This window comes from Nonomuraea sp. NPDC050680 (assembly GCF_040654555.1).
Classification (GTDB): Bacteria; Actinomycetota; Actinomycetes; order Streptosporangiales; family Streptosporangiaceae; genus Nonomuraea.
The window spans coordinates 73,463-86,130 of the sequence record NZ_JBFAIF010000006.1 but is presented as its reverse complement, the minus strand read 5'-3'; the positions used below and the strand labels follow the sequence as shown (position 1 = coordinate 86,130).

Sequence of the window (12,668 nt, the reverse complement as noted above, 5' to 3'; positions counted from 1 at the left end):
TTGGAGAGCGCCGCGACGCGGGGCCAGGGAGCAGCCTTACATTGACATCGGGCCTCAAGAAAGGCATCCGTTGGGGAGGCCGCGCCCGTGCTAAAGCCGCGGCATGACGTGGGTGGCTATCGAGGGCGGGTCCCCAGGTGCTGAGAGATGCGCAGTAGGTAGCCGTCCGGGTCCTGCACCGCGAACTGGCGCACGCCTACGGCGTCGACGGTGCGCTCGTACCAGCGCTCTTCCAAGGGAAGCCACATCTCGTAGCCGGCGGCAAGCAGCGTGGTGTGAATCTGGTCTACGTCATCCACTTCGACAGTGAGGTTGATCCCCCGCCCGTAGGGGTAGTCCAGCTCCGCGCGCGGGTAGAGACGGTCCCGGCTCAACGGCTGCTCCAGCATCAGATCCGCCCCACCACGTTCTAGGTAAGCAAATCGCTCCTGGGGACGCTCGTAGCGAATCTTGAAGCCCAGCAGGCGGTAGAAGGCCAGGCTGGCCTGGATGTCGGAGCAGATCAGTTCAGGAACAAGTCGAGACACTTCGTCACTCTGGCAGTTCCCCAAACACTCCAGCAAATCTCATCGTCGTGCCATGGGGCTTTCGGGGAGCCCATCGGCCCGGTGATCGTTTCCGGTCACAGCACTAGCCATGAGTTCGTGCAGCTTGGCCGCGGCCGCGTAGACCTCGGCGTTGCCGGAGGCTTGGCTGGTGTCGCTTGGAGGCTGAGGACCACTTCTTCGTCCGCGTGGGTTACGACCAGCACGTCTATGTCGGCAGCGCGCTTCCGTGCCTGTACGCGGTGGCGCTTCATCCACTGGGAAGCCCAGCGAATCCTGGCCGGCACCGAAGGCCCGTCCTTCGCGACCACCGGCGCGACGTCCCGCATCCTGGCCGCCTACATCAACGACGTCGACCGCGTTGCCAAGATGGCCGATTCCGGCGATTCAAAGGTCTTTGGAGCCGAACGCGCCTATCAGCCGAACGAAGCTCAGGTCTGGGGCGCGCAACACCCACCAGCGAGGACTCTTCGCCGAGCCGATCAACCAGTCACCGTACGACCCACAACTCGATAAGGACGATCCTGCGCGCACGCCCGCGAGCGAGGTTCTGCAGCGTGCGGCGGATCTGCGGCTCGTTCCTGCCGAGCGTGGCCTCCGCCCGGCCGAGGTCGCGTTCGAAGTCGCCCATCAGTTTCGGGTCGATTCCGGAGTATCCCCAGTCGGGCGGCTGCGCGACCGCCGGCGGAGTCAGCGAAGGACGCGCCGGAGTCGTGTCCGCATGGCCCGGCGGATTTCCCGGCGGACGCACCGGCGACCGCTCGGGAGACGGCTGGGGAACCGGCGAGGGCATCGTCATGACGGGTCTCCGGCATGCTCGACAACAGCCGGATCCTCGCACGATCCAGGACCCCCGGCGAGAGGTGCAGAACGTATCAGCATGCTCATCCCCGGCTTCTGAAACGCCAGATGCCAACATGTACGCAGAAGACGCACCCCCGGGTTCAACCCGGTCAAAGATAAAGAGGGTTCCCGCGCAACCGACACCGGCCTGCGGGCTGGCTTCAGCGCGCCGAAGTCCACCGCCTCGCACGCCTGCACCCGCATCGCCATGGACCTGACCTACCTGGCCGGTGAGACAGTGCCGGGATCGTCCGTGTCGCGGTAGGACTTACGCAGCCTGTTCGCCGTGATGGCCAGGTTCGTCATGGTTCTGCTTCTCAGGGGCTGCGGGTCACAGGCTGCGGGCGGTGATGTCGCCGTTGGAGGTGGTGGCGTGGATGTCGAGTTCGGCGGTGCCGTTGTTCTTGAGGTTGTTGGTGATGCGGCCGTGGGTGGTGCCGGCGTCCAGGGCGGCCGAGACGCCGGCGGCGGCGTTGACCGAGATGTCGCCGGACTGGGTGCGCAGCACGACCTTGCCGCCGGTGGCCTCGGCGATCCGGATGTCGCCCCGTGCGGTGCTGATCTCCGCGGGACCGCCCAGCCGGCCGACCTCGACGTCGCCGTCGGTCGCGGTCAGGCGCAGGCTCGCGATCTCGTCGAGCTTGATCTGGTGGTAGGCGCCTTCGAAGGCGACGTCGCCGAGGCGGCCGACGGTCCGGAGTTCGGCGCTGCCCGTCTTCGCCTGGACTTGGGAGCCGGCGGGCAGGTTGACCGTCACCTCTATGGCGCCGGTGGGGCCGAGGTACTGGTTCTTCGTCGCGGTCTGGATCCGCAGGACACCGTCGGCGTATTCGACCGTGGTCAGCTCGGCCGCCTTCACGTCACGGCTCTTGGAGGCGTTGGCGGGCTGGACCTCGACGGTGGTGTCGGCTCGGTCGGCGGCGATGAACTGGACGCGTCCGGCGGGGATGTCCAGGATGGTGGTGATCGGGGCGGGGGTGTCGAACGTGTGCATCGTGTGCTCCTATGGAATCTGTTCTGACGTTCAGGTGAAGGTACGGATGGCGGAATGCCGTCCTGGAGGTGCCCAGGGGTATTTCGATCGATGAAACGATCGATGAAACTCGGTGTCAGTCGTCGATGGCCTGGTAGAGGGTGGTCCAGAAGTCGTGGATGAGCCGGGCCGGATCCGGGGTGGCCAGCCCGATCTGGGTGAGCAGGACTCCGGTGAGCTGGTTGTGCGGGTCGGCGTAGGCCGAGGTGCCGGTTCCGCCGTCCCAGCCGAACTGGCCGATCGGCGCGTAGTCGCCGCAGTAGGCGCGCACCGCCATCCCCAAGCCCCAGCCGCCGTGCTGCCCCTGGCCGAAGCTCAGATGGACGTTGTCGCGGGCCAGGGCGTTGCGGGCGGCGTTCTGCTCGGAGGTGAGGCGGTTGGTGGTCATCAGCTCCACCGCCGGCCGGGACAGGATGCGCTCGCCCTCGTGCGTCCCGCCATTGAGCAGCATCCGGAAGTAGGCGTGGTAGTCATCCACGGTGGACACCAGCCCGCCGCCGCCTGACTGGAACGCCGGCGGCCGGCTCCACCGTCCCCCCTCAGCCTCGTCCCACACGTGGAACCCCCCGGTCTCCGGGTCGGGGAAGTAGACAGGCGGCAGCCGGTCGATCTTGCCGGCGGGCACGTGGAAGGCGGTGTCCGTCATCCCCAGCGGGTCCAGGACGCGCTCTCGCAGGAACGACTCGAACGGCCGGCCCGTGACCCTGGCGACGAGCACGCCGAGCAGATCGCTGGCGAGGTCGTACTGCCAGCGCTCTCCGGGCTGGTACGACAGCGGCAGCTCGCCGAGGCGGCGCATCCACTTGTCCGGCTCGGGTGCCGGCCCCGCGTCCGGGTCGTAGTTGGACCGCTCGAGAACGGCGGTCATGATGGGGGAGCCCATCAACGGCAGATCCACGCCGAGACCGAACGTGGAGGTCAGCACGTCCCGCACGGTGATCGGCCGCCGGGCGGGGACGGTGTCGTCCAGCGGGCCGTCGGGCCGCTTGAGCACTTGACGGTCGGCGAGTTCGGGCAGCCACTCATCTACCGGGTCGTCCAGTCGCAGCCTGCACTCATCGAGCAGGATCATCGCCGCCGCCATCGTGACCGGCTTGGACGTGGAGGCCATCCGGAAGATCGTGTCCCGGCCCATCGGCGCGCCACCGTCATGGAGCATCGTCCCGAGCGCCTCGACGTGCGTCTGGCCGCCCCGGCTGACCAGGGCGACAAGTCCGGGGATCTTCCCGGAACCGACATACCGTGCCAGCACCTCGTGCAGTCTGCGCAGTCCCGCTGCGGACAGGCCGCTGTTGCCAGTTCCCATGGTCAATCTCCTTGCCTACAGTGTTCGATCTTGCGAGACCCGCCCCAGCGCGTCGCTCATGGGCTTCCATGAGCGACGCACGAGGGTCGGGAGTGAGTTCGGCGTGGCCCAGTTCGCAGCCCCAAGACCGCGATCGCTGAACCGTTCATGGCGTTCACCATCGCCGACCGCTCTGATATCGGGCCGTTGCCGTCCTGACGCGGCCCCTGATCTGAATTGCTCAGGTCAGCAGCCGAGCCGGTCGGCGATCACCCCCAGCACCTGCCGAAGATCGCGTGACATGCGGGCACGCAGGCCGATCTCGGCGATCCCGGCGGCGAATCCCGGATGGCCGGGAAAGACCTGGTGGACGCGATGGGTCACCCGGGTGCCTGCGGGGCAGGCGGTGGCGGCGTGCACCCCGGCGTACCAGCTCCGCACCGCCAGCATGGACTGGGCCTGATCCACCTGGATCTCCACCGGCTCCAGCGCTCCGGCGAGCTCGGCGCGGTAGGTGCCGGCGCCGGACCCGGCCACGACGGTCATCGCACCCTGTCGTGCCGCCGAAGCCCTGGCCAGGACCAGCAGGTTGTCATCACCCACTCGCCCCTCGGTGACGGCGAGCAGGAGCGGGGCGATCGCTGTGACGGGCGCGGCGAGTGTCCCGTCCACTTCCCACCGGACGGGCAGCGCGTCCAGCTCGGCGAGCAAGGAAGACGTCGTGTGCATGGCCCAGAGCTTCGATCCGGAGGCCGGTCCGGGACAAGCCATGACAGGCATTCCGGGACAAGGGAAATCCCACCGATGCCCGGCTGACCTGCGCTGTCACGCCGACGGGCGGCTGTCGCGCGGGTGTCCCGGGACGGGACGGGACACCCGGGCCAGGCTCAGGACACCTGGGTCAGACCCGCACGCGCCGCCGACACCAGATAGCTGAGGCTGTCCGCGGTGGCGATCTCCAGCGCCTCCTGGAAGTGCCGCGCCGCGGCGTTCCGATCGCCCGTGGCCAGGCAGGCCCGCGCGTACGGGAGGAGGCTGCGCACCATCCGATGCCGCTCACCGGCGCGTTCGAGAATCCGGATGGCCTCGGCGTGCCTGGCCGTTGCCTCCTCCGCGCGACCGAGGTGGCGCAGGGCGACGGCGGTGTCGGTGAGGCTGGTCGCCTCGAAGATCGGATGGCGTGTCGCCCGGCTGAGCGCGACGGCCCGCTCAGCCAAATCGAGGGCGGTCTGGACGTCACTCAGGCCGAGTGCCGCCCGGCCGAGCACGTCCAGGCACATGCGCTCCGTCTGCCGGTCCAGCCCGCGCGCGGTCTCGATCACCTCCGAGACGATCTCGCGGGCCTCGCCGTACTTGCCCAGCTGCACCAGAGCCTGGCCGAGCCCGGTACACACCCGCACGCGGGCGGCGGCCTCGCAGGGTGGCAGCAGTGCGGCCGCTTGGCGCAGGAGTTCGACGGCGACTTCGGCGTCGGCGGCGTACTCCCGGATCTCCGCCAGCTGCAGGAGGGTGATGGCCTGGCCGATGATGTCGCCCTCCGCGGCCATCAGTACGCGGGCCGTCTCGAGCTCTGGCACCGCCTCCTCCAGCCGGCCGACGCGCATCAGCACGGCGCCCAGCAAGTACCGGTGCGAGGCGAGCATGCGGCGCTCGCCGAGCCTTTCGGCGGCGGGCATGCTGATCCTGAGCCCGTGGACCAGTTGCGCCGTGCCACCGCGCCGCGCGTGGGAGATCGTGGCGAGCTGGCCGAGCCCGACCGCCGGCGCGTCGATGCGCAACTCCACGGCGAGTTCGAACGTCGCGGTGATGTTGATCCACTCGGTGTCCAGCCAGTCGACAGCGGTGTCGTAGCCGAGGAGGTCGGGAAGCGCGGGAGGTGGCTGCGACACGATGACCGGCAGGGGGATGATGATCTCCATCAGCTTCTTCACGGCCAGCATGCCGCTCAGGTAGTAGTCGCCCAGCCGGGCGATCGCCGGTACGGGGTCGGCTGCGGCATCGTCGGCGCGGGCGACCTGCCGCAGCAGGTCGTGCATCCGGTAGCGACCCGCCGCCGGCTCCTGGACCAGATGGACGTCGACCAGGTCCTCCAGCAGGCAGCGGGCGTTGCCCAGCGGGATCCCGGCCAGGGCGGCCGCGCCGTAGGCGTCGATGTCCTCGCCCGGCACCAGCCCCAGCAGCCCGAACATCCGCCGCTGGGCGGGGTCGAGCTGCCGCAGCGACATCCCGAACACCTCCGACACCGCCAACTCGCCCTCGCGCAGCCGTTCCACCAGGGTGTCGAGCGTCCACGCGGGCCGGTGCCGCAGTCGCGCGGCGGCCACCCGGATGGCCAGCGGCAGGTTCCCGCATCGGCGCAGCACCTCGCCGACGTCACCAGGCCGGGTCCCGCCCGCGGATGCGGCGAACAGCTCCGCCGCCTCCTGGGCCGGCAGGACGTCCAGCGAGATCGGCTGGACGTCGTCCAGCTCCACCAGCCGCCGACGGCTGGTGATCACGACGAAGCTCTGGCCGGCGCCGGGGAGCAGCTCGCGTACGTGATCGGCGTCGGCGGCGTTGTCCAGCAGCACGATCGCGCGCCGCGTCGCCAGCTCCGACCGCCACAGCGCGGCCCGCTCGGCGACCCCGTCGGGAATCCTGCCGGGAGGCAACCCGAGCGCGGTCAGCAGCACGCGCAGCGCCTCCGCGGGCTCGATCCGCTCCCGGCCCGGAGTGAACCCGTGCAGGTCCAGGTAGAGCTGGCCACCAGGGAAGTCGGCGGTCAGCAGATGCGCGGCGTGTACGGCCAGCGCGGTCTTTCCCACCCCGCCCATGCCGTCGATCGCCACCATCGTCGTGTTCCGCGCTGCGCCGAGGAGGGCGGCGAGCTCTTCCCGGCGCCCAGTGAAGGCGGTGATGTCGTGTGGCAGGTCGTTGCGCACTGACGCAGGGGCGGCCACGCTCGTCTGGGGCCCGTCCTTGGCCCGCTCCCACACCTCACGCATCGGCCTGGGGTCACGACCGGCTGCCTTGCACAGCGCCACCACCGTCGGCCAGGGTGGAACGGCCTGGCCGGAGAAGTAGCGCGACAGCGAGGAGCTGCTGCCGTGGACGTCGCGGGCGAGTTCGCGCAGGCTCCGTCCGGTCAGGTCACGCAGCTGCCGTAGCCGCTCCGCCAACTCCTCGCTCACTCTTGCCGGCCCCCCTCAAGGTTCACGCGCCGATCTTAGGCGTCCTTTGTGGATAGCCGACCAGCGGCATCAGCCCTCGTTGCGGGGGCCTCCGGTTCACGCCGGGTGAGCACCAAGGGGGCTTCCTCAGTGACGGCGATCGTGTGCTCGGAGTGGGCCGTGCGTGAGCCGTCGGCCGACCGGATCGTCCAGCCGTCGGGGTCGTAGACGATCTGGTCGGTCGTACGCGCGAACCAGGGCTCGAGTGCGAGGGTCAGCCCCGGCCGGAGCTTCAGGCCGCGGCCTGCCCGGCCCTTGTTGGAAACGTGGAGCTCCTCGTGCATGGTGCGGCCGATGCCGTGGCCACCGAACTCGGTGTTGACCGGATAGCCGTAGTCGAGGGCCACCGCCCAGATGGCCGCCGAGATGTCACCCACGCGGTTGCCCGGACGTGCCACCGCGATCGCCGCCTCCAACGCTTCCTCGGTGGCGCGGATGATCCGCAGGTCCTCCTCGGCAGCGGTCCCGACGACGACCGTGCGCGCCGAGTCGGCCACCCAGCCGTCGATGCCGACCGCGAGGTCCGCACTGAGCACGTCCCCGTCGCGCAGTTTGTAGTCGTGAGGCAAGCCATGCAGGACGGCGTCGTTGACGGACAGGCAGATGACGTTGCGGAACGGGCCACGGCCAAAGGACGGCGAGTAGTCCCAGTAGCACGACTCCGCCCCGCGCCGTTTGATCATGCCGCGCACGTGGTGCTCCAGGTCCAACAGGTTGACGCCCACGTCAGCGAGCCGGCCGACCTCGGAGAGCACCTCGGCGACGAAACGCCCGGCCACATGCATGCGTTGGATCTCCGCAGGCGTCTTCAGTTCAATCACGAATACCTCGCGTCAAAGTGTTGGTATAGTTATACCAACACTTTAACACTTGCCGGTATAGTAATACCAACCCTATCCTGGGAGCATGGTCCGCCAACCGCTCACACCTGAACAGATCGAAGCCGGCAGGCGTCTCGGCGCCCTGCTGCGTCACGCGCGAGCGGGACGCGACCTAGCAGAAGTCGCGCACGCGGCCGGTATCTCGCCGGAAACCCTGCGCAAGATCGAGACTGGACGACTGCCGTCCCCCGGATTCGGCACGATCGTCCGCCTCTGCGAGGCGCTCAACGTGCCGGTTCAGGAGTTGGCAGATACCTGGCGCGGCAACGACCTGCCGCTGGAAGCCGTCTCGTAACAGCCGTCGCGGCCGGACACGAAGCCGGCCGGCGACGTAAATCCCGATGAGATCGGGCGGTTGCCGACACTACGATGAAGGCCGTGATTCCGACCCTGGGCAAGGCGTTGCGCTGATGGCCGTGAGCATGCACGACGTGGCTCGCGCCGCCGGCGTCTCCCAGCGCACGGTCTCCAATGTCGTCAACAACTACGAGTACGTCCGCCCGGAGACGCGCCAGCGCGTGCTCGACGCCATGGCGGCACTCGGCTACGTCCCCAACGCGGCCGCCAGGAGCCTTCGGTCCGCCCGTACGGGGCTCATCGCGCTCGTCGTGCCCGACTTCAGGGCGCGCATCTTCGCCGACCTCGCGGGTCCGGTCGTGCGCGAGGCCGAGGCACTCGGATACACGGTGCTGATCGAGCTGACCGGCTCGGATCGGGAGCACGCAGGCGCCGGCTGATGCTGCTCGGCTACGATCTCCACGGCGGCCAGACGGCACGCATGCGGGTACGGGGCTTTCTCGAAGGGCTGGCGGAAGCGGGACTGACGGCGTACGAGGAACTGCTGGTCGGGGCCGGCTGGACCCGCGGGGGCGGTCAGTCGGCGATCGAGGAGCACCTGGACGCCGGGCGGCCGATGCCGGACGCCATCTTCTCTGCTACGTAGCAAAAGGTCTTGACTTATCCCATGTTTGCGCAAACCCGAAAGGCGCCAGATGTCGATTTCCGCTGCCCACGATGTGCCCCGGCCGGAATATCCGCGTCCGCAGATGGTCCGCCAGGACTGGCTCAACCTCAACGGGCCGTGGCAGTTCGAGATCGATGCCGCGGACTCCGGCCTGGAGCGTGGCCTGCGCGAACGTGAGCTCTCCGGGACGATCACCGTGCCCTTCGCGCCGGAGTCGGAGCTGTCCGGAGTCGGGCACACGGACTTCATGGAGGCGGTCTGGTACCGCCGCACCGTGACGATCCCGGCCGCGTGGGCGGGCCGCCGGACCCTGCTGCACTTCGGCGCCGTCGACCATGACGCCACCGTGTGGGTGAACGGCGTCGAGGTGGCCCGCCACCGCGGCGGCTTCTCCCCGTTCACGGCCGACCTGTCGGAGGCGGCGCGCCCCGGCGAGGAGGCCACGATCGTGGTACGCGCCCGCGACTCCCGGTACGGGCCGCAGGCACGGGGCAAGCAGGCCACCAGGTCCAGGCCAGGCCGGCCGCCGCCGAAGATGCGAGCTGAACGACACGAGGACGGAACGCGGCGGTAGCTGGTCAGGCGGCGGTGACCAGGCCGGTGCGGTAGGCGAGGATCACGAGCTGGACCCGGTCGCGGGCGTCGAGTTTGGTCAGCAGATGGCCCACGTGCGACTTGGCGGTACCGGGTCCGATGTGCAGCCGCTCGGCGATCTCGGTGTTCGAGAGGCCTTCCGCGACCAGCGTGAGAACTTCACGCTCGCGTTTGGTGATCGCCTTCAGCAGGTCAGCTGCCGGAGGTGGCGAGGTGGCGGGCCGGGCGGCGAACTCCCCGATCAGCCGGCGGGTGATGCCGGGGCCGAGCAGCGCGTCGCCGGCCGCGATGACCCGGATGGCGGCGAGCAGTTCGAGCGGCGGGGTGTCCTTGAGCAGGAATCCGCTGGCCCCGCGGCGCAGCGCTCCGTAGACATACTCGTCCAGGTCGAAGGTGGTGAGTATGAGCACCCGTACGTCACTCACTCCGGGTGAACCGGCGGTGATCAGGCGGGTCGCCTCGAGACCGTCCATGTCGGGCATCCGGACGTCCATGAGGACGACGTCGGGCCGTCGTTGGCGGGCCAGTTCGACTGCTTGGATGCCTGTGCCGGCCTCGCCGACCACCGTCAGGTCGGGTGCCGTCTCGACAATGCCGCACAGGCCGGCCCGGACGAGGGCCTGGTCATCGGCGACCACCACCCGGATGGTCATGCGGCGCTCTCCGCGCTCGCGGTGAGGGGCAGCCGGGCGGTGACCTGGAAGCCGCGCTCCGGCAGCGGCGCGGCCCGGAACCAGCCGCCGTAGAGGTGTACGCGCTCCTGCATGCCGATGAGGCCATGACCGAAGGCGTGGCCGTCGGCGGCCTGACAGCCCTGGCCTTGGTCGGTGATCTCGATGGTGAGTTCGCTCTCCTGATAGTCGACAGTGGCGCGGGCGGCGGTGGTGCCGGCGTGCTTCACGACGTTGGTGAGGGCCTCCTGCACGATCCGGTAGGCCGACAGGTCGATCCCTGCTGGTAGGTCGCGGGGGCTGCCGGTGACCGTCAGATCGACTCGTACACCCGCTTTGGCGGTCTGTGTGAGGAGCCGGTCCAGGTCGGCGAACCGGGGGGCAGGGGCGAGCGCGGGAATCTCCGCCGTATGGCAGGGATCCTCCGCGCGGAGGACGTCGAGCAGCCGCCGCATCTCCGCGAGGGTCTCCCGGCCGGTGGTCTCGATGGCGCTCAGTGCGGCGCGGGCCTCGGCGACCTTGTCGTCGATGACCAGATGACCGAACCCGGCCTGGACGGTGATCACGCTCATGCTGTGGGCGACCACGTCATGGAGCTCCCGGGCGATCCGCATCCGCTCCTCGGCGACGGCTCGTTGGGCCTTGTCCAGTTCGGCCTCGGCCAGCCGGGAACGGTGCCGCAGGAGTTCTTCTCCGTACCTGCGGTGCTGGCCGACCGCGTACCCGGCCGTCCAGGCGGTGATGAAGGCGAGCGCGAAGGGGACGACCGCGCTCGGGTGGATCGGGAGCATCACCGACGGCAGTACGGCCAAGGAGGCGGCGAGCGCGGCGAGCGCGATACGCAGGCGGCAAGCGACCGCCACCAGGTAGAGGACGTAGGCCAGGGGGGCCATCGCCAGCACGCCCATCCCCTCCGCCACCGGAGTCGCCAGCAGCGCCGTCAGCAGCGTCCCGTACGCGGCGAGCGGGTGGCGCCGCCGGAGCGCGACCGGCAGGGCGACGAGCGCGGTCCCGGCCAAGGCCAGTGGCAGATGGGCCGCGCTCTGGTCGTGAGCCAGCATGGCCAGGGCGAACAGGGCGTAAACGGCGGCGGCCAGGTAGTCCAGCGCCAGCCAGTGGCTGGACCGCAGCCGTTTGATCAGCGGCGGGCGCGGCTCAAGGTGCATACGCCCACGGTAACGGCGTCCGCCCGGTGATTCATCGGCCCCGCGGCCTATGCCCGCAGGCATACGTTCGGTCCCGATCACGACCGCATGGGCCTCTGGGGAGAGCGCAGAAAGTGCCCTGTGGGCAGACGACTGCCACCCCGTCCGCCCGGCAGTCTGAGGGCACGGCGGGCTTCCAGATGAAGGTCGTGGAGAAGCGTGTCGCCAATACCGCGAAAGGGAGTTGCGCATGCACCTGTCCATAAGAACGGTGGTCTCCGCCGGGGTCGCGCTCTGTGTCAGTGTCACGACGGCGGCCGGAGCGGCCGCGTCCACGCCCACAGGGCACGGGTTCCAGTGCGTCGTCGACACCGTCGTCCAGCCACCGGTCCCCGGCGCCATCCTCGACGTCACCGGGCCGCGTAGGCACTTCAACGGCGCGAGCGGGAAGTTCACGTTGGGCGGCCGGAATCTCCGGCCGACTGACACCTTCCGTATCGCGAGCCTGACCAAGACGTTCACCGCCGCCGTGGTCCTCAAGCTCGTCGAACAGCACAAGCTGAGCCTCGACGACCGGATCGGGAAGTACCTCGACGCGAGCCTGGTGAGTCGCGTGAACGTGGCGGACGGAGTCTCCTACGGCTCGCGGATCACCATCCGGCAGTTGCTGAACCACACCGCGGGCCTGTACGACTACGCCACCGACCCCCGGTGGCAGAACGACGTGTTCGCCCACCCGCACAAGAGCTGGACTCCGCGGGAACTCGTCGAGTGGGCGATCACCAACGGCGCGCCGTACTCCCAGCCCGGCGCGGGCTACCACTACTCCGACACCGGCTACGTCCTGGCCGGATTCATCATCGAAAGGGTCACCGGCAAGCCGCTCGCGCACGCCTATCGCACCCTGATACTCGATCCACTGCGGATGAAGGACACCTATCTGGAGCACTGGGAGAAGACGCGCGGCGGCCCCCTGTCGCACCCTTACTGGGGCACCGTGGACACCTTCTCCTTCAACCCCACCTTCGACACCTTCGGCGGCGGCGGCCTCGTCTCCACCAGCGCCGACCTGACCACGTTCATGCGCGGCCTGTTCGGCGGCACGGTATTTCGGGACCCCACGACCCTGCGCACCATGCTGACCACCACCCCGCAGAGCGGCGGGACCTATGGGCTCGGCATCCAGAAAGGCGCCGGGGCCGACGGGGAGAGGTTCTGGTTCCACAACGGCGCCTGGGGGGCGTTCCAGATGTACTCGCCGGCCCGCCGGATCTCCATCACCGGCACCGTGAACCAGGCGGCTCCTCCCCACCCGCTTCTCCAGAACGCCTTCGCACTCGCCCTCGGCAAGCCGGTCCCCCCCTGCAGCGCGCCGTAGCCCTCTTCCGCACGATCGACAAAAGCCGGTGATCAAATCTGCGAAGCTCACCAAAGGGTACGGATCTACCCCGGTCGTCGACCATCTGCCCTTCGAGGTCCTTCCGGGGCGGATCACCGG

14 protein-coding genes are annotated in these 12,668 nt (G+C 69.2%); 5 read left to right on the top strand and 9 right to left on the bottom strand.

All coding sequences use genetic code 11. The features are described 5' to 3' along the window. Nucleotides 1–116: 116 nt before the first annotated feature. The 7 genes from AB0H88_RS22870 to map form a co-directional block, all read right to left on the bottom strand. Complete coding sequence (locus tag AB0H88_RS22870) at nucleotides 117–527, bottom strand: VOC family protein (protein WP_357647490.1); 411 nt, start codon at nucleotides 525–527, stop codon at nucleotides 117–119. 508 nt (nucleotides 528–1,035) lie between these two features. Beyond that, entirely contained in the window at nucleotides 1,036–1,344 is a 309-nt protein-coding gene (locus AB0H88_RS22865; RefSeq protein WP_357647488.1) for a hypothetical protein, read from the bottom strand. A 375-nt stretch (nucleotides 1,345–1,719) separates the two neighbouring features. Further along, nucleotides 1,720–2,382, bottom strand: coding sequence for a DUF4097 family beta strand repeat-containing protein (locus tag AB0H88_RS22860; protein WP_357647486.1), 663 nt, complete (start codon nucleotides 2,380–2,382; stop codon nucleotides 1,720–1,722). 115 nt (nucleotides 2,383–2,497) lie between these two features. Then, nucleotides 2,498–3,727, bottom strand: a complete 1,230-nt coding sequence (locus tag AB0H88_RS22855) for a serine hydrolase domain-containing protein (protein ID WP_357647484.1) — start codon at nucleotides 3,725–3,727, stop codon at nucleotides 2,498–2,500. Nucleotides 3,728–3,952: 225 nt separating this feature from the next. Continuing rightward, a complete protein-coding gene (locus AB0H88_RS22850) occupies nucleotides 3,953–4,435 on the bottom strand; it encodes a hypothetical protein (protein ID WP_357647482.1) in 483 nt (160 codons plus the stop codon). Nucleotides 4,436–4,593: 158 nt separating this feature from the next. Continuing rightward, entirely contained in the window at nucleotides 4,594–6,876 is a 2,283-nt protein-coding gene (locus tag AB0H88_RS22845) for a tetratricopeptide repeat protein (RefSeq protein WP_357647480.1), read from the bottom strand. Nucleotides 6,877–6,911: 35 nt separating this feature from the next. After that, complete coding sequence (gene map / locus AB0H88_RS22840) at nucleotides 6,912–7,736, bottom strand: type I methionyl aminopeptidase (protein ID WP_357647477.1); 825 nt, start codon at nucleotides 7,734–7,736, stop codon at nucleotides 6,912–6,914. A gap of 85 nt (nucleotides 7,737–7,821) precedes the next feature. Between map and AB0H88_RS22835 the strand changes: the two genes are divergently transcribed. From AB0H88_RS22835 to AB0H88_RS22820, 4 genes are all read left to right on the top strand, one after another. After that, the gene (locus tag AB0H88_RS22835) at nucleotides 7,822–8,091 is read left to right on the top strand and encodes a helix-turn-helix transcriptional regulator (RefSeq protein ID WP_357647475.1); all 270 of its coding nucleotides are present in this window, start codon (nucleotides 7,822–7,824) and stop codon (nucleotides 8,089–8,091) included. Nucleotides 8,092–8,206: 115 nt separating this feature from the next. Then, nucleotides 8,207–8,533, top strand: a complete 327-nt coding sequence (locus AB0H88_RS22830; RefSeq protein ID WP_357647473.1) for a LacI family DNA-binding transcriptional regulator — start codon at nucleotides 8,207–8,209, stop codon at nucleotides 8,531–8,533. Then, a complete protein-coding gene (locus AB0H88_RS22825) occupies nucleotides 8,533–8,739 on the top strand; it encodes a hypothetical protein (protein WP_357647471.1) in 207 nt (68 codons plus the stop codon). Before AB0H88_RS22830 ends, AB0H88_RS22825 begins: the two co-directional genes overlap by 1 nt. Nucleotides 8,740–8,788: 49 nt before the next feature. Further along, nucleotides 8,789–9,334 (top strand): sugar-binding domain-containing protein, encoded by a 546-nt coding sequence (locus AB0H88_RS22820; RefSeq protein ID WP_357647469.1) that lies wholly within the window; start codon nucleotides 8,789–8,791, stop codon nucleotides 9,332–9,334. 4 nt (nucleotides 9,335–9,338) lie between these two features. Here the strand turns inward: AB0H88_RS22820 and AB0H88_RS22815 are convergent, their stop codons facing one another. Together AB0H88_RS22815 and AB0H88_RS22810 are read right to left on the bottom strand one after the other, a co-directional pair. Next, nucleotides 9,339–10,007: a response regulator transcription factor gene (locus tag AB0H88_RS22815; RefSeq protein WP_357647467.1), complete on the bottom strand. Its 669-nt coding sequence runs from the start codon at nucleotides 10,005–10,007 to the stop codon at nucleotides 9,339–9,341. Then, on the bottom strand, nucleotides 10,004–11,191 hold the full coding sequence (locus AB0H88_RS22810) for a sensor histidine kinase (RefSeq protein ID WP_357647465.1): 1,188 nt from the start codon (nucleotides 11,189–11,191) through the stop codon (nucleotides 10,004–10,006). The genes AB0H88_RS22815 and AB0H88_RS22810 overlap by 4 nt, the downstream gene beginning before the upstream one ends. A 229-nt stretch (nucleotides 11,192–11,420) precedes the next feature. Between AB0H88_RS22810 and AB0H88_RS22805 the strand changes: the two genes are divergently transcribed. Further along, nucleotides 11,421–12,548, top strand: a complete 1,128-nt coding sequence (locus AB0H88_RS22805; RefSeq protein ID WP_357647463.1) for a serine hydrolase domain-containing protein — start codon at nucleotides 11,421–11,423, stop codon at nucleotides 12,546–12,548. Nucleotides 12,549–12,668: the final 120 nt, after the last annotated feature.

Bases quoted from the DNA above. Each gene is read 5' to 3' on its own strand.
- AB0H88_RS22865 (WP_357647488.1), bottom strand. From the start codon at position 1,344: ATGACGATGCCCTCGCCGGTTCCCCAGCCGTCTCCCGAGCGGTCGCCG.
- AB0H88_RS22860 (WP_357647486.1), bottom strand. From the start codon at position 2,382: ATGCACACGTTCGACACCCCCGCCCCGATCACCACCATCCTGGACATC.
- AB0H88_RS22855 (WP_357647484.1), bottom strand. From the start codon at position 3,727: ATGGGAACTGGCAACAGCGGCCTGTCCGCAGCGGGACTGCGCAGACTG.
- AB0H88_RS22850 (WP_357647482.1), bottom strand. From the start codon at position 4,435: ATGCACACGACGTCTTCCTTGCTCGCCGAGCTGGACGCGCTGCCCGTC.
- AB0H88_RS22835 (WP_357647475.1), top strand. From the start codon at position 7,822: ATGGTCCGCCAACCGCTCACACCTGAACAGATCGAAGCCGGCAGGCGT.
- AB0H88_RS22830 (WP_357647473.1), top strand. From the start codon at position 8,207: ATGGCCGTGAGCATGCACGACGTGGCTCGCGCCGCCGGCGTCTCCCAG.
- AB0H88_RS22825 (WP_357647471.1), top strand. From the start codon at position 8,533: ATGCTGCTCGGCTACGATCTCCACGGCGGCCAGACGGCACGCATGCGG.
- AB0H88_RS22820 (WP_357647469.1), top strand. From the start codon at position 8,789: ATGTCGATTTCCGCTGCCCACGATGTGCCCCGGCCGGAATATCCGCGT.
- AB0H88_RS22815 (WP_357647467.1), bottom strand. From the start codon at position 10,007: ATGACCATCCGGGTGGTGGTCGCCGATGACCAGGCCCTCGTCCGGGCC.
- AB0H88_RS22810 (WP_357647465.1), bottom strand. From the start codon at position 11,191: ATGCACCTTGAGCCGCGCCCGCCGCTGATCAAACGGCTGCGGTCCAGC.
- AB0H88_RS22805 (WP_357647463.1), top strand. From the start codon at position 11,421: ATGCACCTGTCCATAAGAACGGTGGTCTCCGCCGGGGTCGCGCTCTGT.